This window comes from Thalassolituus sp. UBA675, assembly GCF_002297765.1.
GTDB lineage: Bacteria > Pseudomonadota > Gammaproteobacteria > Pseudomonadales > Oceanobacteraceae > Thalassolituus.
This window is the reverse complement of the sequence record NZ_DBNJ01000026.1, coordinates 272,717-293,466: the sequence shown is the minus strand read 5'-3', so window position 1 is coordinate 293,466 and position 20,750 is coordinate 272,717. Positions and strand designations below refer to the sequence as shown.

Annotated in this window: 16 protein-coding genes; 6 read left to right on the top strand and 10 right to left on the bottom strand. The window is 49.7% G+C overall.

Translation table 11 applies throughout. The annotated features are described in order from the left end of the window. Nucleotides 1-25 precede the first annotated feature (25 nt). Nucleotides 26-355 (bottom strand): TfoX/Sxy family protein, encoded by a 330-nt coding sequence (locus tag B3007_RS12040; protein ID WP_301377336.1) that lies wholly within the window; start codon nt 353-355, stop codon nt 26-28. 4 nt (nt 356-359) lie between these two features. After that, entirely contained in the window at nt 360-842 is a 483-nt protein-coding gene (locus tag B3007_RS12035; protein ID WP_301377337.1) for an FKBP-type peptidyl-prolyl cis-trans isomerase, read from the bottom strand. 277 nt (nt 843-1,119) lie between these two features. Between B3007_RS12035 and acnA the strand changes: the two genes are divergently transcribed. The 3 genes from acnA to B3007_RS12020 all read left to right on the top strand — a co-directional run bounded on the left by acnA (nt 1,120) and on the right by B3007_RS12020 (nt 7,403). Next, nucleotides 1,120-3,852: an aconitate hydratase AcnA gene (acnA, locus tag B3007_RS12030; RefSeq protein WP_301377338.1), complete on the top strand. Its 2,733-nt coding sequence runs from the start codon at nt 1,120-1,122 to the stop codon at nt 3,850-3,852. 378 nt (nt 3,853-4,230) lie between these two features. After that, the gene (locus B3007_RS12025; protein WP_068439563.1) at nt 4,231-5,277 is read left to right on the top strand and encodes an AraC family transcriptional regulator; all 1,047 of its coding nucleotides are present in this window, start codon (nt 4,231-4,233) and stop codon (nt 5,275-5,277) included. Between the two features lie 104 nt (nt 5,278-5,381). Then, nucleotides 5,382-7,403: an alkyl/aryl-sulfatase gene (locus B3007_RS12020; protein WP_068439548.1), complete on the top strand. Its 2,022-nt coding sequence runs from the start codon at nt 5,382-5,384 to the stop codon at nt 7,401-7,403. Between the two features lie 156 nt (nt 7,404-7,559). Here the strand turns inward: B3007_RS12020 and B3007_RS12015 are convergent, their stop codons facing one another. Further along, on the bottom strand, nt 7,560-8,693 hold the full coding sequence (locus B3007_RS12015; RefSeq protein WP_301377339.1) for a hemolysin family protein: 1,134 nt from the start codon (nt 8,691-8,693) through the stop codon (nt 7,560-7,562). A gap of 169 nt (nt 8,694-8,862) precedes the next feature. After that, entirely contained in the window at nt 8,863-10,755 is a 1,893-nt protein-coding gene (locus B3007_RS12010) for a hypothetical protein (protein ID WP_301377341.1), read from the bottom strand. A 427-nt stretch (nt 10,756-11,182) separates the two neighbouring features. Between B3007_RS12010 and B3007_RS12005 the strand changes: the two genes are divergently transcribed. Together B3007_RS12005 and B3007_RS12000 are read left to right on the top strand one after the other, a co-directional pair. Further along, nucleotides 11,183-13,030 carry a DUF294 nucleotidyltransferase-like domain-containing protein gene (locus B3007_RS12005; RefSeq protein WP_068439554.1) on the top strand — a complete coding sequence of 616 codons (1,848 nt, stop codon included), beginning with the start codon at nt 11,183-11,185 and terminating at the stop codon, nt 13,028-13,030. Beyond that, nucleotides 13,023-13,757, top strand: a complete 735-nt coding sequence (locus B3007_RS12000) for an exonuclease domain-containing protein (protein WP_068439556.1) — start codon at nt 13,023-13,025, stop codon at nt 13,755-13,757. The genes B3007_RS12005 and B3007_RS12000 overlap by 8 nt, the downstream gene beginning before the upstream one ends. A 64-nt stretch (nt 13,758-13,821) precedes the next feature. On the opposite strand, the gene B3007_RS11995 is transcribed toward B3007_RS12000, so the two are convergent. From B3007_RS11995 to B3007_RS11970, 6 genes are all read right to left on the bottom strand, one after another. Next, nucleotides 13,822-15,396 carry a BCCT family transporter gene (locus tag B3007_RS11995; RefSeq protein WP_301377342.1) on the bottom strand — a complete coding sequence of 525 codons (1,575 nt, stop codon included), beginning with the start codon at nt 15,394-15,396 and terminating at the stop codon, nt 13,822-13,824. Between the two features lie 555 nt (nt 15,397-15,951). Beyond that, nucleotides 15,952-16,698: a DUF6882 domain-containing protein gene (locus tag B3007_RS11990; protein ID WP_076516990.1), complete on the bottom strand. Its 747-nt coding sequence runs from the start codon at nt 16,696-16,698 to the stop codon at nt 15,952-15,954. A 64-nt stretch (nt 16,699-16,762) separates the two neighbouring features. After that, entirely contained in the window at nt 16,763-17,200 is a 438-nt protein-coding gene (locus B3007_RS11985; RefSeq protein WP_301377343.1) for a hypothetical protein, read from the bottom strand. Beyond that, nucleotides 17,190-18,074, bottom strand: a complete 885-nt coding sequence (locus tag B3007_RS11980) for a hypothetical protein (protein ID WP_301377344.1) — start codon at nt 18,072-18,074, stop codon at nt 17,190-17,192. The genes B3007_RS11985 and B3007_RS11980 overlap by 11 nt, the downstream gene beginning before the upstream one ends. 102 nt (nt 18,075-18,176) lie before the next feature. Then, nucleotides 18,177-19,037: a hypothetical protein gene (locus B3007_RS11975; RefSeq protein ID WP_301377346.1), complete on the bottom strand. Its 861-nt coding sequence runs from the start codon at nt 19,035-19,037 to the stop codon at nt 18,177-18,179. A gap of 670 nt (nt 19,038-19,707) precedes the next feature. Beyond that, nucleotides 19,708-20,154 (bottom strand): hypothetical protein, encoded by a 447-nt coding sequence (locus B3007_RS11970; RefSeq protein ID WP_301377347.1) that lies wholly within the window; start codon nt 20,152-20,154, stop codon nt 19,708-19,710. Between the two features lie 410 nt (nt 20,155-20,564). Between B3007_RS11970 and B3007_RS11965 the strand changes: the two genes are divergently transcribed. Then, nucleotides 20,565-20,747: a hypothetical protein gene (locus B3007_RS11965; RefSeq protein WP_301377349.1), complete on the top strand. Its 183-nt coding sequence runs from the start codon at nt 20,565-20,567 to the stop codon at nt 20,745-20,747. Nucleotides 20,748-20,750: the final 3 nt, after the last annotated feature.

The following is a 20,750-nucleotide window of genomic DNA, read 5'->3' as shown; positions in this document are numbered from 1 at the left end:
AGGCTATTTCAAAAGCCCTTTCGGGTTATTTGGGCGGCAGGCGCCCGACAAAGCGGTTACACCGCTGAAGCCAGTATTCCAGATCCTCTGGTTCAGCGACCGCTGCGCCATCGACCATCACCATGCCTTTTAATGGACGGCCGGTGAAGTCCATCTCTCGCGTACCGTCTTCATCAAGTGCGTCTTCGTAATCGTCAGGACCAACCCGTACCATCAGCTCATCCCCCAAAACGCCGCACAGCATGTGACCATTGAGCATGATACAAAGCCCACCGAACATCTTCTTTTCGTCCCAGTGGCCGAAGTGACAGACCACCGCACGAATACGCTCCGCAAGCTCAGTGTCAAACGCCATAAGATCAGGCCGGATTAATATCCAGTAGTTCGACTTCGAAAATCAGCAGCGACCCACCCGGAATCGTACCCACCTGACGATTGCCGTAGGCAAGACGCGCAGGAATATAGAATTTATATTTTGCGCCTTTAGTCATCAACTGTACGCCCTCAGTCCAGCCCGCGATAACGCGATTCAGCGGAAATGAAATCGGCTCACCGCGCTTTACCGAACTATCAAAGACAGAACCATTGATCAAAGTGCCGTGATAATGCACCAGCACAGTATCTGTCGCTACCGGTCGAGTATCACCCTCACCCTCTGTGAGCACTTCGTACTGCAGGCCGCTGTCGGTCTGAGTAACCTCCTCGCGCAACGCATTCTCAGCTAAATAAGCATCACCGACGGTCTCGTTTTCTGCTGCGCCTTTGCTGAATACACCCGCACGCTTTAGCGCGTAGATCACCAGCAAAACGATAAGTACGATCAGAACAATATTAAAAGTCATAATGGCTCCTTAAAATTTGCAGTCATTATGCCGTGCCGAGGACACTTCTGCGAGTAACACCACCGTGAGATCTGACTTATGGGAAAGCTGGCTTTGCTGATACGCCACTCAAGGCATTCCTTGAGTACTGAGGCGCCAAACGCGACGGAACACTCTGTTTGGCCAATCCTTGCCAATCAGGTTGAACTTGTCCTCCTTTTCCGAACCAAATTTACTAGGTTATACATCAGCCGCTGTGATGACAGCGGCTGATTCACGGATTTCATGGAGGCCGAGCATGTCGACAGTTAACAGTCTGAATACCCAGTCCACGCTAGAGGTGGACGGCAAACCCTACAAATATCATTCGCTTCTGAAAGCGGCCGAACAACTGAAAGGCATTGATAAGCTGCCTAAGTCCTTAAAGGTGCTGCTGGAAAACCTTCTGCGCAACGAAGACGGTGACACCGTCACTAGAGACGATATTAAAGCCATCGCCGACTGGTTGGATAAGCGTTCGTCCGACCGCGAGATACAATACCGCCCTGCCCGCGTACTGATGCAGGATTTCACCGGTGTACCTGCAGTTGTGGACCTCGCCGCCATGCGTGATGCCATCGCCCGCGCAGGCGGTGACCCCGAGAGCATCAATCCGCTCTCACCCGTTGATCTTGTGATTGACCACTCAGTGATGGTGGATCGCTTTGCCGATGATCAGGCGTTTCACGATAACGTAGAAATCGAAATGCAACGCAATGGCGAACGCTACGCTTTCCTGCGCTGGGGCCAGACCGCCTTTGATAATTTCCGCGTTGTGCCGCCCGGTACGGGTATCTGTCACCAGGTGAACCTTGAATATCTCGCTCAGAGTGTTTGGGCCGCCAATGTGAACGGTGAAGACTGGGCTTACCCGGATACGCTCGTAGGCACCGACTCGCACACCACGATGATTAACGGTATCGGTGTACTGGGCTGGGGTGTTGGCGGCATCGAAGCAGAGGCGGCCATGCTGGGCCAACCCGTTTCCATGCTGATACCGGAAGTCATTGGTTTCAAACTCACAGGTAGAATGCCCGAAGGCGTGACGGCCACCGACCTGGTACTTACGGTCACCCAGATGCTGCGTAACAAAGGCGTTGTCGGTAAGTTCGTCGAATTCTACGGCGATGGCCTTGCCGACCTGCCACTCGCTGACCGTGCCACGATCGCCAATATGGCACCCGAGTACGGTGCGACCTGTGGTTTCTTCCCCGTCGACGATGAAACCCTCAATTACATGCGCTTAAGTGGTCGCCCCGATGATGTAATCAAGCGAGTTGAAGCCTACTGCAAGGCACAAGGCTTGTGGCGTGAAGCCGGTGATGAGCCTGAATTTACCGACAGCCTGCATCTCGATATGAGCACAGTAGAAGCCAGCCTTGCCGGGCCACGTCGTCCGCAGGATCGCGTTGCCCTGCCCGATGTACCGGATACCTTCGACGATCTGCTCGCATTGCAGGTAACGCCTGCCGATGATGAGCAAGCACGACTGGAAAGCGAAGGTGGCAGCGGCACGGCCGTAGGCGGCCCGAACGCACAGGCAACAGTGACGATTGACGGCGAAGAACACACCATGAGCCACGGTGCTGTGGTGATTGCTGCTATTACCTCCTGCACCAACACATCGAACCCAAGCGTCATGATGGCGGCCGGTCTGGTTGCGAAGAAAGCCATAGAACTGGGCATGGCACGTAAACCTTGGGTGAAATCCTCACTCGCTCCCGGCTCGAAAGTCGTAACCGACTACCTTGAAAAAGCCGAACTCACACCGTATCTGGATAAGCTCGGCTTTAATCTGGTGGGCTACGGCTGTACCACGTGTATCGGTAACTCTGGCCCACTCCCCGACGAGATAGCCAAAGCCATCACCGAACATGATCTGACCGTGTCAGCGGTACTGTCGGGCAACCGAAACTTCGAAGGGCGTGTACACCCGCACGTCAAAGCCAACTGGTTAGCGTCACCGCCCCTTGTTGTTGCTTACGCGCTCGCCGGAAATACCCGCATTAATTTAAAAACCGAACCGCTCGGTCTGGATAAAGACAACAAGCCGGTATATCTGAAAGATATCTGGCCAACCAATGCCGAAATTGCCGAGGCCGTTGCCAAGGTCGATGATGGCATGTTCCGCACCCGTTACGCCGATGTATTCAGCGGCGATAAGCACTGGCAAGGTATTGATATCAGCGAAGGGAAAACCTACGCCTGGGACGACAACTCAAGCTACGTGCAAAACCCGCCGTTTTTTGATGACATCGACCAACCTCTAAAACCCTTAGAGAACGTCGAAAACGCTCGAGTGCTGGCACTCTTTGGTGACTCCATTACCACCGACCATATTTCACCGGCGGGTAACATCAAGACCAGTTCACCAGCGGGTGAATACCTGCAGAGTCTTGGGGTAAAACCTCAGGACTTTAATTCTTATGGCTCACGTCGTGGTAATCACGAAGTCATGATGCGCGGCACCTTCGCCAACATCCGCATCCGCAACCAGATGCTCGGCGGCGAAGAAGGTGGTGAAACCATCCATACACCAAGCGGTGAACGCATGGCTATTTACGATGCTGCGATGCGTTACCAGAAAGAAGGCACGCCACTGGTTGTACTCGCAGGTAAAGAATACGGCACAGGATCAAGCCGTGACTGGGCAGCAAAAGGTACAATTCTACTCGGCGTAAAAGCGGTCATCGCCGAAAGCTTCGAACGGATTCACCGTTCAAACCTGGTCGGTATGGGTGTTCTGCCATTGCAGTTTATCGACGGTCAGAACATTGCTGACCTTGGCTTAACCGGGCATGAAACTATCAATATCAAAGGTATTAATGATGAGTTAAAACCCAACCAACTTCTTGAAGTCAAAGCGACGGATGACGACGGTAAAACCACATCATTTAAGGTGCAGTGCCGAATCGACACCAGTAATGAAATCAGTTACTTCAAAGCCGGTGGCATTCTGCATTATGTACTGCGCGAGCTGATTGCAAAATAAGCGCAACGGGATAACGTTAAGGAAAGTGGCAAAGCGGGAGTACCCCGCTTTGCCATCGACCAACCTCATCCATTCAATCGGGTGACCAGCAACTGCTCTACCCGCACGCCCTCAAGATCCAGCACCTCGAATTTATAGCCCTCGTACAGGCAGAAATCCGTCTTGCGCGGTAAGCGCTTCAGCTTTGTATTGGAAATGCTTTTGATGTGGCTAGCAGTATAGCCTGTCCCTTTTGGGGAGTGACCACTGTAAATTAGATTGCGCACAATTAAAATGATTTATTTCCATGAAACAGCCCATTTCATACGCTTATCCCAACATACGTACGCTAGGGTTTACCGGTTCACCTCTTTACCTGACACAAGCTTGACCCATAAAATGAGCCAACTAACAATAACAACCAAAAACATGATCAATCGTCCAGTCCACACCACTCTTGCCGCATGGCCTCTGGCCATTATTCGCGCCCTTAAGGCTCAAGACATTGACCCCGCTCCGCTATTTGAACAAGTAGGTCTGTCCGTTGCTCAGTTTAAGGACAATCCAGATGGGCGGGTGGACGTTCGCCGTATGACCCAATTCTGGCAATTAGTGGAGCAGGCCACAGGTAACGCCGCCTTCGGTCTAGAGGTGGCCAAATACGTTCAGCCCATGCATTTTAGAGCGTTGGGACTGTTGATGCTGACCGCTGACAATCTTGAGCAAGCCATTCAAAAACTGGCGCAGTATCACGCCATGGTGAGTAATTCGGCCAATATCGAACTGCATTACACACCAGAGCACATTCAGTTTGCCATTCAACCCATTCCCAGTGTGGACATCAGCCCCTTAGCCATAGACAGCTTTCTAGCAACGCTTCACCAGCTTGCCTTGCAACTGACCAGCAACCCAAAGCTAATCAACAAAGTCACACTGCAACGATCAGGTGAACCCTACCCTGAACGCTGGCAAAACGGCTTTGGCTGTGCAGTTGAGTTTAAGCAAACGCACAACGCTTTATGGTTTGATCGCCAACAGGTGGCCAAGAGCGACCTCATGGGCGATAAAAAAATGGCAGCTTACAATGAATCCATTGTGCAGTCTTACGTTCAAGACTTAACCGATAAAACCGTGAGCCAACACGTTGTCCATTACATATTCAGCCAGCTTGAGAAGTCCGAACCCACGGTCACAGGGGCGGCTCAACATTTGAAGTTAACGGAAAGAAGTTTGCGACGTCGATTGGAAGAGGAAGGCAATCAATTTCGTGGTTTACTGCAAGATTGCAAAGTTCAACTGGCTAAACAATACCTAAAAGACACTCAGTTACCCATTACAGATATCGCGCTCCGCTTGGGGTTTGCCGATCATAGTAACTTTACGCGAGCCTTTTCCAAGCTAACGGGTCAAAGCCCATCGGCATTTCGCAAAAAACACCTGCTTTAGTCATTGACGGTTAAACATGACACACCTTTGTCCGCTTAAGACCAAGGCATTCCTGCATCTCAGGGTTACACTGATCTAAAAATAAGAATACATGAGGCTCTTTTATGTTTCGTATTGCCCTGCTCGCCCTATCCGCTGCCTTATTAGCGGCCTGCGACAACTCGGTTGAATTTGAATCTGACGCGAACACACTTGGGCACAGTGCGCCCACCCCCACCACGGTAAAAGCCAACCAAGCGGTATTGGCACAACGGCCATTCAGCAACACAGAGGATTTTGAGCTTGCTCGCAAAGGCCTCATCGCCAGTGAAGACCATCTTGAAATTGCTCATTTAACTGGCAAAAGCTTGGTCTGGAACATGGATGAATACGGCTTTGTCGATGCCAATGGTGAAAACGCACCCGGCTCAGTCAACCCCAGTTTATGGCGCCAGGCGGCGCTGAATAACATTCACGGTTTATTTAAAGTCACCGACGGCGTTTATCAAATTCGTGGATTCGATTTGGCCAACATGACCATCATTGAAAGTGAGTCAGGCTGGATTTTAGTGGACCCTCTCACCGCAAGAGAAACCGCCCATAAAGCCCTCACTTTTGCACAACAACATTTAGGCAAATACCCCATCAAGGCCATTTTGTTCACCCACAGTCACATTGATCACTTTGGCGGCATACAGGGCATACTGCAGAACCTAAGCGACGAAGAAAAACAGAGTCTAACCATCGTTGCTCCAGCAGGCTTCGAAGAAGAAGCCACCAGTGAAAATATCATTGCTGGTACGGCCATGAGTCGTCGTGCCATGTACATGTACGGTAAGCGACTCGCCAGAGAGGAGCGCGGGCATGTGGGCACAGGATTAGGCAAGGGCCCAGCGTTTGGCAGCTTCGGTTTTGAAGAAGCCACCGTTCACATTTCCGAGCCCATCACCGAACTGAGCATTGATGGTGTGCCCTTCGTTTTTCAAACCGTGTCGGGCTCAGAGGCCCCCGCTGAATTTACCTTCTACCTTCCAAAACAAAAAGCGTTCTGTGGCGCTGAAATGCTGAGCCGTAATATGCACAATCTCTACACATTACGAGGCGCGAAGGTTCGTGATGCGAATATCTGGAGCCGCTACATCGACGAAGCACGCGTGCGCTTTAACCAAGCCGACGTGTACTTTGGCAGTCACCACTGGCCACTGTGGGGGCAAGAAAAAATCAACCATTTCTTGGAACAACAACGCGACACTTATAAATTCATACACGACCAGAGTGTTCGCCTACTCAACAAGGGCTATACCCCAAACGAAATTGCGGAAAGCTTAACCCTACCTGAGGCGCTTAACACACAGTTTCATAACCAAGGCTATTACGGCACACTCAAGCACAACGCCAAAGCGGTGTACCAAGCCTATCTAGGCTGGTATAACGCCAACCCAGCTAAGCTAGACCCTTTACCCGAAAAAGAAGCTGCGATTCGTTATGTTGAAATGATGGGTGGCGTGGACGCAGTCGTCGCCAAAGCGCAGACGCAATTCGACGGCACCGCCAACCTATCCGCAACCGATGGCACCCAGACTTATCGCTGGTTGGCAGAACTGCTCAACCATGCCGTATTCGCCGATCCTGACCACGCAGAAGCCAAAGCCCTATTAGCTAAGGTGTACGACCAACTGGGGTATCAGGCCGAATCTGCACCATGGCGTGATTTCTATCTCACAGGCGCTTACGAACTGCGCCACGGCGGACCGGATGAAGGCATCAGCCCAGCGGTCATGAAAGAAGTCCTGTTAAAAACCCCCGTGCACCTCTTCTTCAATAGCATGGCGGTGAACCTCAACGCGGACAAAGCAGCCGATACCGAACTGGCTATTAAGGTCACCTTTAGCGATTTAGATCAGAGCTACCTTCTAACCCTTAAAAACAGCGTACTGCACCACAAGGCGGTGGCCAAAGATACCATTGCTGACGCCACCCTAACCCTTACGCAGCCTCTGTTTGTCGATATGATCGTCGGTCATGCTGGCATCAAGGACACCTTGTTTGGGGATGATCTCACCGTGGATGGCAGTGTATTGGATTTAGTAAAGTTCTTTAGCCTAATCGAAAAGCCGGAAGGCACATTTAATATTGTGACGCCTTAGCCAATGTCTTCATAAAACTAAAAAGCGCCCAATGGTTCGACCATAAGGCGCTTTGATCTTTGGTGATCTCTGCAATATTGACTAGGGTTATAACATGACCCCTAAGCACCCTCTGACAAGCCTACTCCTTCTATGGGTACTCATTAGCACTCACGTTTATGCCGAACAGCTCGTCATTGCAGCGATATCCAGAGCCCGCATCACGTCACCAACGGGCGTCATACCATCCATCAACCAGGATTGCTCATCGCGTTGGATGATCAACTGATCGTCCTCATGAGTGATCAGCTGCCCCATAAAACCACTGAGCATGTCTTTCACTGTGACCAGCCCCACGACAGTCGCGTACTCGTTCACGACGACAGCGAAGGGTTGAGTCGCCGTTTTGAAGGCATTCAGGCCCTCTCCGAGGGTTAGTGTCTCTGGGAGATAAAGCACGTCCTTTGAGAAGTTCAGCGCCGACAGGCCCGACATTTCACCTTTCAACACCTGCTGCAGGATCATCTTGGATTCAACTGAGCCGCTGATTTTCTCCAGTGAACCATCGCAAACGAGAAAATCATTATGCGGATGATCGACCACCTTCTGAGAAATCGACTCGACCGACTCGTACAGATCAAAGTACACAACCTGATCACGCGGCGTCATCACGCTGCTTATCAGTGCAGTATCGAGATCAAAAACATTGCCGATTAACTCATACTCCTGCTGCTGCAGGCTTCCGTCTTCTGCACCGGCATCCATCATGGCAACGATGTCTTCAGTCGTGACCTGCTCCTCACGCTCAGTAGGCAGCTTCAGTAAGCGCAGCACGGCATTGGTCACACCGTTAAACAGCACAACCAGAGGCATCACCATATAAGTCACCCAGCGCATCGGGGTCACCAGACGTACGGCAGTGGCTTCCGGCAGATTCACGGCTATACGCTTGGGCAGCAGGTCTGCAAACAAGATAAAGAGCGCGGTGATACAGAAAAACGACAGAGCGAAGCTGATCTGATCCAACGCGGCACCCTGGTACACCATGCTCAGCGCTTCTTTTACGTAAGGCGTCAGCACCTCCTCACCGATGATACCGCCCAGAATCGAGATAGCATTTAACGCAATCTGAATCATGGCAAAGAAAGCGCCGGGGTTCTGCTGGAGGTCCAGCACATCCTGAGCCTTATGACTTCCCTCGCCTGCCAGTACACGCAGCTTAATTTTGCGTGAGGCTGCGATACCAATTTCGGCCATCGCAAAGCACGCGCTGGCGCCGATTAACAGCGCAATCGCTAACATTTCATTCATGGAGTCATCACCCGTCAAAGAAAAAGTAAACACAGGTGAACCGGCAGAGCCGCCTTCTCGTGGCAAGCGTTGGGAGGGTACGGGGTTCAGCGCTTAATATATGCCAGTTCTGGCAGGAAGCAAGCGAATAAACGTGGCAACGTACAACGCTGCCACGTGGTTGTAGATGCTACTTCTGAGTAAACACAGCGCAGTCGAGCATAGCTTGCATATTGGCCTTAGCGACGTCTGCAAGGTAAGCACGCCCACCTGAGTTACTGTCGATGTTGGTACCTGTCAGCTGGCTACTGAGCTGGTCGTAGACATCGTTAATGATATTGTTACCACCACACGGAGACGTCATGATGTTTGAGTCTGACATGTCCGTGAACTGGATGGTGGCCTGGGCAAAACTCAATACTGGCTGATCACCTGCATTGGCTGGCACACTGACACCCATCAACAGGATGACGTGATCATCCTTGTTATCACTGATTTCGTAGTCGATCTTACAAGACATGACCATACCCAGCTCAGTCGAGAACGAAACTTCCGGGTACCAGACACGGAAGTTATATCCCTGGTACTCAAACTCAATCACCTGACTGAACGGCATCGCGCCGCTTGTGCCCGACTTCAGGCCCCAGGCGCCGACGTTTGAGACACCAGAACCCGTGCCCGACAACGCATCTGTGTAGCCGTCGTAATTGAAATCCAACGCATAATTGGCCCGACTGTCTGACGAAGAAGAATAAGCAGGCCGGTTAAATGTGCCCGCAATCGTCGAGTAAACACGATTAATCGTATGGCAGATCACGGGCAGGAAATAGTAACTACCACCGTTGTCTGTCTTTCTGTAAACCAGCGATGAAATATCGTTGAAGGCTGTCGTTAAAAAATCGAAAACCTGTACGAAACCATCTGCGACTTCTTCGGAAATCCCCAGAGTTTCAAGCGCACCAATGGTACCCAACAACCAGGCCTCATCATCGACAATCGTTATCAAAGCTTGAGAAATGTTATACGCGCCATTCGATGACCACTCGAAGTGCTGGATGCTGACAAGCTTTCCTGAGTTATCGAAGAACATGTCAAACTCAGCTTTGTCATTGCGGCCGCCGGTATTTTCGTGGCTCATTGAAATGTGATACTTCGTCCAGCCATCCTCAGGCAACACACTGAAGTCATCATTAATGTAGTAATCACTGATAACCTGTGTTGTTGCCTGCGCAGCGACTTCTGGCTCATCAATTTTATAGGTCGCATCTTCAATGACATACGTAATTTTGTCGTCGCTACTGGTGTTGGTCGTCCCCGGATATAGGTTGAACAGAGTTGTGAAATCGATGTACGGGCGCGGATATCCAGTACTCCAGAATTCGGGTTCTTTGTTGTAGAGCAGGAAAGACTCTATTTGATTCTTCCAATCACCTTCGTCTTCTCCCTGGAGGTTATAGCGGGTGATATTATTCAGGTCGCCATGTTTCGTGTTTGGCGTCACTCTCAGGGCACAACCGCGGCAATCTGCCTCGTTAAATACAATCAGCCAGGCATTTGGACCTGTGCGTAATGAATTGATCGTGCCGCCCGTCGTCCGATACATTTCTGTGCCGCTGGTCGTGTATCCGACAACCCCCAGATTCAGGGCGTTATAGGGTGCTGTAAAGGTACGGTTGTCCCCGAGGAAATTATTATTCTCCGTGAACACAGCATGCCCGGAAGGAGGAGCAAAAAGCTCATCCCTCGTTGGATTTCTTCCCCAGTAAGAGGGCTTGGTCTTATAAAGCACAAAACTCTGAATCTGATTTTTCCAGTCCCCCTCATCACTGCCTGATGAGTTGTAACGGGTAGTATGGTTCAGATCATCGAGGTAGGTAGAGGGCCCGACCTGCATTGAGTCGCCGTAATAATTGGTTTCGTTGAAAACAATCACCCAAGTGTTTGATGCAGTTTCTAACGAATCGGTATTGCCCGTGATGCTGTCCTGACCCTGAGCATTTTTGAAAGTATCGCTCAAGCCACCACGATCATTATGGTTCCATATTTCGAAATCCACGTTTGAATTCATTGCTGAATCACCCATAACTCACTCCTTGTTAAACTATAAAAAAACTGAGAACTATTCGTATCGAGTTTTGTGCAGTGCATCAAGTGATGAAGGGCATCATTGACCGACTGCGCCAGAGCTGAAATCACGCTTCAGTCAGAAGCCAATTCCAGTTCATACGCCTGAAGCTCTTACGCACCGCTGTATTGAGAGTTGATACACTGATCAGTAAGCATTTCCTGCCCTCTAAAAATATTTCCATCGATACTGTCAATCCACGCCATAAGGCTTTCAAATGGCGTTACAGAGCATTAATCACCGAAGATGACCAAGACACTCTGAATGGCGCATTGCAGCAAGTCATAAAGCTTAAGCTGAGAAGACCATTTGAGCTTGATCACCCATTACTGGCTATGCCAGTCTAGGCCCAGCTATCCTTTTATATTGAGTGACGGATTAACGAATGAGCATTGAGCTTCCTGATATTGAACGAGCACTCGCTGAGCATGAACCTTTCTCATGGCTTCCTGCAGATGCCCTGTCTGATATGGCACGCTCAATCGAAGTGAGCTACAAACAAGCCGGTGAAGATGTGCTGGTTCTGGATGAACCCATACACCACCTTCACTTTATACGCTCAGGTGAAGTTGAACTGTTTCGTCGGGATGGCAGCCTCTATAACCGCCTGCCTGCGGGGCATGTATTTGGTCAAATGGGGCTACTCATGAAGGGTAAGGTGCGCTTTCCGGCAACAACCCGTAAAGACAGCCTCTTCTACCTGATCCCCAGCGAACTCTTTATCGATTACTGTGAAAAATACTCTGAGTTCGGCGACTTTTTTGAAGTAAACGAACACTCCATTCTGGAGCAGGCGACTCAGGTCGGCACCGACGACATGACGACTGTGCCTGTGACTGAGGTCATCAAAGCAGAGCCCCTTCTGATCACTCCCGATACAACCGTCGCAGAGTGTGCAATGCGTATCTCTGATAACTACATTGCCGCCGCATTAGTTCAGGACGACCAGGGCAATCTTCTGGGCATAGTTACAGACAGTGACCTGCGCGCGCGCGTTATCGCCAAGTCGCTGCCATATGATACCCCCGTGGGTGAGATCATGAGTACCGAACCGCTGGTCATGGACGACCACGCATACCTTCATGAAGTTATGCTGGTGATGCTGCGTAATAATACCCACCATGTCCCTATCGTTGATGACAACCGCGTACTCGGGATCGTCTCCCTTCTCGACGTAGTTGCACATGAGTCCCAGAACTCCCTGTTGTTGGTGCGCAGCATACTGTCATCTGAAAGTATCGATGCTCTGGCTCAGCTTTCGGAACAGCTTCCTGCTGTCTATGAGCGCCTGGTCAATGAGCACGCGACATCCCACATGATTGGCTCAGCCATGTCCGTCATCGGGGCCAGCTTTATGCAACAGATGGCAAAGCTGGCAGAGGAGGAGTTGGGGCCCCCGCCTGTGCCCTATTGTTTAATTGCACTCGGCTCATTAGCCCGGGACGAACAACTTTTAGTTACCGACCAGGACAATGCTCTGATTCTCTCCGATGATTACGACGAAGCAGCGCACGGTACCTATTTCGAGCAGTTCAGTAAAATGGTGTGCGAAGGCCTTGATCGCTGTGGCTACCCCTTATGCGAAGGCTTGATCATGGCCTCAAACCCGAAATGGCGGATGCGCCGGTCGGAGTGGCGCGCCCAGTTCACCAACTGGATTGAAAAACCTGAACCAGAAGCCCTGCTCAACGCCTGCATATTTTTCGACCTGGTCGCTGTACATGGCACCAAGATATGGGCTAAAGAACTTCAGAAATTTATCTCAACGAAAGCCAAAAACAGCAAACCGTTTCTGGCCTTGCTGGCTCGGAATGCACTGAAGCGCACCCCTCCGCTAGGGGTATTTAAAAACTTTGTACTGGAAGAAGACGGCAGACAAGGTAAGTCTCTGAATATTAAGCGCCGCGGTACCGCTCCCCTGACGGACATTATTCGGGTTCATGCTTTGGCAACCGGGTCGATGTCACAGAACTCCTTCGAGCGCCTAGAGGATATTTCAAAAACCAAACTGCTCCCGCAAGAAAAATACGATGAGCTGACGAACGCTCTGGAACTGCTCTATAGCTTACGCGCACATCAACAGATGTTGGCCATCCGCGACAAAAGAGAACCCAACAACAACATCGCCCCTGACACCTTGAGCTTCACCCGGCAGCGTTCACTGAAAGAAGCATTTAACGTGGTTGCTCAGGCACAACGTTTTCTGAAGTACCGGTACACCGCGAATGGATGAATCATTAAAAGTACCTGGTTCTGTGCCCCGTGGCTGGCCAGAATTTCAGAACACAATGTCGGAATCAACCGATACGTCGAAAACCGACGTAGCCGACCTCAAACGCTTTTACGATGCGGGCTTTTCATACTTAGAACGGAATTTAAACCAGACGCGCTGCCTGGCCATTGATATAGAAACCACAGGGCTGAACCCCGAGGAAGACAAGATCGTCAGTGTCGGGGTCGTTGAGTTTGATGCCGAACGCGTATATCTGCCAACCGCAAAACACTGGTTAGTTAATCCGGGTGAACTGAGCGACACCTCAGTGGTAATTCACGGCATTACACATACCGATGTCTCAACTGCACCCAGAATTAATTCGATCATGCCGGAGTTGCTAGATGCGATGGCCGGGCGCCTGTGCGTTGTGCACTACCGGGCGATGGAACGTGAGTTTTTCAGAAAACTGGGATTCCACCTCTGGTCTGAACCCTGGCTTTTCCCCGTTATCGATACCTTTGCACTGGAGGCAAGCTGCCTCACTCATAGCCAGCGCTGGTATAACCGTCTGCTGGGAAAACCCCTGCCCTCCTTACGACTGCCAGATACACGCCAGCGCTATAACCTACCCGAATACGAAAATCACAATGCGTTGGTTGACGCGATTGCAACGGCCGAATTACTGCAAGCTCAGATCCAGAAATGGAAATTAGCAAATCACGCCGTCAAAGAGCTGTGCCTGTAAAAAACTCCCGGAAAACGCCCATAAAAAAGCCCAGCAAATGCTGGGCTTTTCATTAAGCTAGCGCTTAACCTTTCGGCTCAGTGCGTAAGCCCATCACTAAGCTCACACACATCAACAACAGCACGAAAGTAAACGGTAAGCCCGTTGAAATAGCACCGGCCTGAAGCGCCTCAATCGCCTCTTTACCGCCAATCCACAGCAGCGCTGCAGCAATGGCACCTTCGACTGACGCCCAGTAAATACGCTGAGGAACTGGCGCATCCACCTTGCCACCTGCGGTAATGCTATCAATAACCAGCGAGCCGGAGTCGGATGAAGTGATGAAGAACACCAGCACCAGAACGATCGCGATGACAGAAAGAACCATACTCATAGGCAGGGCATCAAACATCTGGAACATCGCCAGAGGAACAGAAGTCAGGCCGTTTTCACCCAGCAGGCCGATCTTGTTGGCCACCTGATCAATACCAATACCACCGTAGACAGACATCCAGATAACGGTAACCAGCGTTGGAACAGCGAGCACTGCAATCAGAAACTCACGAATGGTGCGGCCCTTAGAAACACGTGCGATAAACATACCGACGAATGGCGACCAGGAGATCCACCATGCCCAGTAGAACACAGTCCAGCCCTGTAACCATGCTTCATCAGGGCGACCGTGCGGGTTACTCAGCGGGATGATATTCGAAACATACGCCATCAGCGTGGTAGGAATCGAGCCGAAAGCTACCGCGGCTCCGACCATTGCAACGAAGATAAGCAACACGAACGCAATCAGCATATTAACGTTACTAAGCAGCTTAACCCCACCATCCAGGCCACGAACAACCGAAACAATCGCTAGCAGAGTAACACCAACAATCACACCGATCTGCAAACCAACGCCGGACTCAATATCAAACACATGGTTGATACCTGCAGCAGCCTGGCTTGCACCGAGACCGAGGGAAGTTGCTAAGCCAAACAGCGTAGCCAGCACCGCCAGAATATCGATGATATGACCCGGCCAGCCCCACGCGTGATCACCCAGAATCGGATAGAACGCAGAACGGATAGAAAGTGGAAGACCTTTGTTGTAACAGAAGAACGCCAGAGACAGCGCAACAACACCGTAAATCGCCCAAGGGTGAAGACCCCAGTGATACATAGTGGCACCCAGAGCAAGGCTGGCAGCCTCTGGTGTTTTCGGCTCGACGCCAAGCGGTGTTTCGTACCAGCCAGTGAAATACGCAACTGGCTCAGCGACGCCCCAGAACATCAGGCCAATACCCATACCGGCAGCGAACAACATCGCCAACCAGGATAACCGCGAATACTCTGCCTCAGCATCCGCACCACCGAGGCGAATCTTCCCCCAGGGCGACACCGCAATAACAATACAGAACACCACAAAAATATTGGCAGACCACACGAAGAACTTATCAAAGCTACCGATAATGTCCCACTTCAGACCGTCAAGCGCTTCTTTAGCCACAGAGGCGTCAGTGACGAGGGTTGCAATGAGAAAAGCGAGAATAAGAGCGGTACTGATCCCGAACACGGGATTGTGGACATCGAAGCCCCACTTTTGAATATTATCCTGACCAACGGAGTAGTCAGTGTTGTCGATACTGTACTTGTCTTTGGGCTCAGACACGATATCTCCCGTTTTGTTACGACTGGTATATAACTTATACACTGTATAGGTTCAGACGAAAATTTCAAACGAGCGGCCGATAAGCACCATTTATGACACAAATTCAGCGATATTTCGTACTTAAATAGCCTGATGCACCACACCAAAGCTATAGGAACGCTTCAGCCAGCATGCCTGGCTATGCACGAAGCCCTCTACATAGTCACCCTGTAGGAGGGAAGCTTCTTCCCGACAGTCTTTCTGAAAATAAATCAATGACTGCCATTACGCATCAGCTCTTTCGAATCGGAGCCGTGAAATATGAAGAAACCAACAGAACAAGAAATGCGACTAAGAAAGCAACAGCGGCTGAATAAACTGTATCAAAATCTATCAAATAAAAAGATAGCGCACCCGCGATGCAACTGAACGTCCCATCAATCCAGCTGGCGCCACCGTTCTGAGAAATGAGAGAAGTACAGTGCTTACAAACAATAGCGCTGTCTCGATTAGCCTTTAAACGCTGCCATATCAGGTTAAAAAAAGGCAGTCTATTCGAGCAATACGGGCAGGTATTCATAGGTTGTGCTGTTTACTCCCGACCCAGCGTGCATTCTTGATAATCATATACACATACCCCATATCTGATGCCGTGCGATAAGCACCGATGGCTTTTAAGTGAGCTGCCATAATAGCTGTCATTTCCCAGCCATCTATCTGATCGCCATACCAAACCGCGGAGGCTAATTTAAGCATATTCTGATCTTCACCGATGTTTCTGATCTGTCGTGATCTCGACTTGATAGCCTCGGAAAATGACCCATTAGCCCACGCCCACATCCAAGAGTTTCCAGCATGGGAAAAGCTACCAACAAAATCGATATCGCATTCAACAACAGCTTGACCACCATTAGAGAAGATCAGCTTGCAGTCGTCTTCATTCCAGTCCCAGCGTTCATAATCGTCCAATCTGAAGTCTTTCTTAAACGACTCCTGAACAGATTGCAGATATTCAAAACTTTGGGTAATCAGATCGATAACTGCCTGCTCATCTTCTTTCCAGTTCCGCTCGCGGGTTTCACAATAACACCCGGAACATAGCAATCTGATATCGGCAAAGGCCTCTGACCTATCATTCCACTCGCCTTCACTATCAACTACCTCCTCACAAGCATCGCACCAAGCATCGGGATACAACGCATCCGGCTCATCTGGATCATAGCCAACATTGAATCCTACACCCTCTCCTTTAAGGAGGTGATGGCATACGAATGTGGGTGATCTTTCTCCATGGATGTTGCACTCAACCGTTTTACTACTCATGCGATGTTCCTTCTTAGCTTGCTACTAGAGTCGACTCTTCAGGGTAGGTTCTGACTACACTGAATTACTCGTTAGGTGGACGGGTATAGCTTTCAATATCGCGTAGAAGTTGCTGATACGGCTCTATGCCCCGACTTCTTATTCCCTCTCGGTTTACCCAAGCTGAATTAATATCGATACCAGCTCCATTGTAGCGCTCAATCCTGATCACTGGTGCCTTATGAGGACCACCCCAGGTATATACCTTCTTAACGTCGGACCAATTAACCCGCCTGAAAGAAAGCCCCTGAAAGAAGAGTGAAGGGATAGTGAGCCCCTTATCATCGAGACGGATAACTTGTGGCTTCACAATCAACATCAGGTAGAGAAAATAAAGCTGAAAAGCAGCTAATGAAAGGATGAAAATAGTGCCTCCTGAACCAAGCACCTGAAAAGCGAGTGCCAGGGCAATGCCAAAAAGCAGCATCCACCGGCTTAAAGTATATTGGTAATCAATGCTCATCCATTAAACCTTTTCGAAATCCAACCTTGTCTCTCGGCTTAAAGTCGCCCTCGCCAAGAAAACTACCAACAAGATGAGCAAGTGAACAACCAAGAACCTCTTGAGCAGCTTGCTCCCCGGCATCGCTATAATTCGCCAGATTGCAAAACTGAGCGAACACTTCAAAGTTCTGAACAAGGTTGCGTACAAGCACATGTGCCAGGTTGTAGCTCAGCTCCTGCCCCTCGTCGATTCTCGAAAAGCTATCGCCCGACCAGAACTCCTGAATTGTCTGCAGATTCCAGAAAGCCTGATGCCTGCTCACGATTTCTTGATCCAGATAAAGGTGATTTCCAGCCAGAGCATCTTCCATCAGGACAGCCAGACCTTCATCCAGCCACAGCGGAATTGGGAGATGGGACAAACAGGCATGAGTCAGTTCATGAACGGCCGTTGGCTCAGCATAGGTGATGTCTTGAGAAGGGAATATGAAATGACCATACCCCTCATTAATATACATACCAGCGCTCATACCAAACTCACCCTCTTCCGGATAAAAGAGGCTCACGTAGCGATAGTACTCATCACTGTCTTTGAAAATCACTGCGACGTGCTTGCCGAAACCATCATCCGCCGCGATCCCGTCCAGGGTTTTAAGAATACGTTTCAGTGTTCGTTCGAGAAAAGATGAAAAGACATCTACATAGCGATCGCTCTCATCCGAGAGGATTAAAAAGTTTTCCGATTCGGCAATACGATAACTTCCACCAAACTCGTCTGCTATGGACCCGAGCCACTTCTTACACTCAATCAACCAAAGCTGTTGTTGCTCTTCGTCACTCAGTTCGGGGGGCATGCTATCTGCGATAGCCGCCCAATCAGGCCTGATGCTCATTAACAATCCTTGTCGTTGTAGGTCTTCGCTTCATGAGATAGCGATGCTACGCAACACCCCAAGACTCGATTACCATGGGGTATTGAAAAGCATACTAATAAATCACCAGTTGCCGAGGTTCTGAGTGTAGCTTGCACCAGTCCCATCAACAGAACAGGTCACCTCACCAATGGGTTGGCCGCGCTGTAAATGGAACGCAGGCCCGTCCGTGTCAAGGGTTGTTGACGCAACCCAGGTGACAGTGCCATTTGCATCTGGCTCACCTTTGGTGACCGTCAGGTAACCAGACACTTTCAAGCGCCCTTCTGAATCCGTAGTGAATGCAACATCACCGGATTCACCAAAATTGCAGGTCACGCCTGCACGGGTCGGAAGTTCGTACTGATTAAGGTAGTAAAAGTTGTAATAAAAGTACATTCTGCCCTTGGTAGATATAACACTACTGAAAGCACTTCGACTCAGCAGCTGCCCGCCTGTCATTTTCAAACTGGGAGTTGCTGATTTCGGCTTAACGAAATTTATATTCAGGGGAACCTCTTCATTATTCACAACCAGAAAGAACTTACCCTGAACTACTTCGGTCGGGTAGCGATCTCTGCTGTATTGAAAGCCACCTGAGCAAGGCGTGCCATTAACTTCTAGTGAGAAGGTTACTTTAGCAGAAGTAGGATCAGTCAAACCGCCAATCACCTGCGGATAGCCAGTTACCTGATACTCCGCTCCAAGAGAGCCAGTACCTTTTGAGTTAGTTGTGACCTTAGGAGTCCCTGAACATGTGAGGTAATTCGAGGTTTTATCTAAATCTGCACCCTCAGTGACTGGCTTAACGCGGGTACTGACATTAATAGAACCTTCAAATTCCGCCCCATAGGTATTCTTTGCCTGAACCATATACCATGCAGTGGCTTTGTTACCGTTAGACGAGAACCGCTGAGACCCTTTCTTATCCTCGGTTACCGTCACACTACCCACCCTCATCGGAGCACAATCAAACGTTACCTTCTGGTTTGCAGCCTCATAAGTCACGCCACCAATATCTATTGTCTTTGGATTCTGAAACCCCGAACACTTGTAAACAGCCTGGAAGTTTTTATAACAGCCATAACCTGGGTCCTGTTCTGGCGTTGGCCATGGCACTGTATATATACAGTAATCGTCCCTTCTACTCTGACTGCAGAACTCAGTAACTGCAGACGTAAGATCGATAGGCCCTTTTGTGTAGCAACGGCTTCCAGGGACCGCAAGCGTCTGTACCTTGCCGTACATAGCCCCCTGAATGGTGATTTCTGCAGATGCTATAGGGGCAATAAAAGAAGCCATGAAAGTTAACGGTATAATGACCAGCGTCAATGAGAAAGACGCCAACTTACTCAAACGGTAATTTGGGGTTGTCATATGTTCTCAGCCTTGAGAGTTATCATCGAGAGTTAATGGTGCCGCTAGAATATACGAGCCGACGTAAAAGCTTTACTACCAGACGGGCCAGAGCGGGTTTCCAAAGTGCGCTTTTGCTAGAAGTATGTGAGGAGCGTGATAGCAACAGAATCAGATAAAGAGCCAGCTCGAAGAAGTAAGGAGCAGAAAATTAACGGTCTGAAGCCCCGAGCAGAATTACCCTGCTCGGGGCCATCAATTACATCGGTGGCTGCGCTACAAAGGTACTCTTTGTAGAACTGCTCACATCAAGGATGGCTTTGATATCCATCGTCGGTAGACCTGCATTACTTCCCGGCGGCGGAATCTGGCCAGGGGCAACACCTTGTGGCGGTTCCATACTAAAAGCACCCGAGAACGATAGCGTTAAGCCACCACATAAAGGGCTATCGAATGAAACAGTACTATTTTCAGGATCACCGGTCACTGTAAGGTCTACATTGTAGGTTTTACCCTTTTGGCAACCACCTAAACCTACAGCATCTGTGTAAGTCCCGGGGACTCTCATTGGTGCAGTTCCTGCCGGTTGAAAATCATCGATGGTAAGCACTGAACCGTTTCCATCTTTGAACACCATATCCATAGCACCGGCAAATGTGCTTGAAGAAACAGCGAGAGCGGTAAACGCCAGATATTTAAGCTTCATAGGTACAACTCCGTTTTATTGTTCTTTTCCAATTGGGATATTCGCCTTGGGAGGGCGAACTTCAGTTTAGTCTAAGCGGAGTGAAGGTCAATGCATCGCTAATCGATCAACTCTCGTCAGATACAGTGCGGATACAGAGCTGAAATCATCATCTTACTTCGCCGATCGATAAAGTCAGTGTTCAGCACGTACTTATGGAGGCCACGCTTTTTGTGGCCGGAACGGATTTGAACGGTTTGTTATGAGTATTACATGCCATAGACGAAAAACCCAAAACTGATTAGAGAAAGAATGCAAACTGTAAATATAATAAGAATAGCCACTTTTTTCGGTATTTCAGAGACTGGAAATCGATACTTTTGCTCACGGCCGAAGACAGTTGTAGATGAACGTAGCCATATGGTGAAAAAATGGAAAAGAATACCATTGCACCAATGGCAACAGAAAATGCCAACAAACCAAAAACATTTGAAAACGTCAGGGCTTTCACCATGCTGATCGACCAAAGCAAAATACAGCAGACGAGGCCCCAAAAGATGGGAAGGTACTTCATGCTCGATTTTCTCATAACGTTTGGTTCAGGTGCGCCGTAGGCG

Excerpts from the sequence above, each read along its gene's own strand:
- B3007_RS12040 (WP_301377336.1), bottom strand. The coding sequence starts at position 355 with ATGGCGTTTGACACTGAGCTTGCGGAGCGTATTCGTGCGGTGGTCTGT.
- B3007_RS12035 (WP_301377337.1), bottom strand. The coding sequence starts at position 842 with ATGACTTTTAATATTGTTCTGATCGTACTTATCGTTTTGCTGGTGATC.
- acnA (WP_301377338.1), top strand. The coding sequence starts at position 1,120 with ATGTCGACAGTTAACAGTCTGAATACCCAGTCCACGCTAGAGGTGGAC.
- B3007_RS12025 (WP_068439563.1), top strand. The coding sequence starts at position 4,231 with ATGAGCCAACTAACAATAACAACCAAAAACATGATCAATCGTCCAGTC.
- B3007_RS12020 (WP_068439548.1), top strand. The coding sequence starts at position 5,382 with ATGTTTCGTATTGCCCTGCTCGCCCTATCCGCTGCCTTATTAGCGGCC.
- B3007_RS12015 (WP_301377339.1), bottom strand. The coding sequence starts at position 8,693 with ATGAATGAAATGTTAGCGATTGCGCTGTTAATCGGCGCCAGCGCGTGC.
- B3007_RS12010 (WP_301377341.1), bottom strand. The coding sequence starts at position 10,755 with ATGGGTGATTCAGCAATGAATTCAAACGTGGATTTCGAAATATGGAAC.
- B3007_RS12005 (WP_068439554.1), top strand. The coding sequence starts at position 11,183 with ATGAGCATTGAGCTTCCTGATATTGAACGAGCACTCGCTGAGCATGAA.
- B3007_RS12000 (WP_068439556.1), top strand. The coding sequence starts at position 13,023 with ATGGATGAATCATTAAAAGTACCTGGTTCTGTGCCCCGTGGCTGGCCA.
- B3007_RS11990 (WP_076516990.1), bottom strand. The coding sequence starts at position 16,698 with ATGAGTAGTAAAACGGTTGAGTGCAACATCCATGGAGAAAGATCACCC.
- B3007_RS11985 (WP_301377343.1), bottom strand. The coding sequence starts at position 17,200 with ATGAGCATTGATTACCAATATACTTTAAGCCGGTGGATGCTGCTTTTT.
- B3007_RS11980 (WP_301377344.1), bottom strand. The coding sequence starts at position 18,074 with ATGAGCATCAGGCCTGATTGGGCGGCTATCGCAGATAGCATGCCCCCC.
- B3007_RS11970 (WP_301377347.1), bottom strand. The coding sequence starts at position 20,154 with ATGAAGCTTAAATATCTGGCGTTTACCGCTCTCGCTGTTTCTTCAAGC.
- B3007_RS11965 (WP_301377349.1), top strand. The coding sequence starts at position 20,565 with ATGGAAAAGAATACCATTGCACCAATGGCAACAGAAAATGCCAACAAA.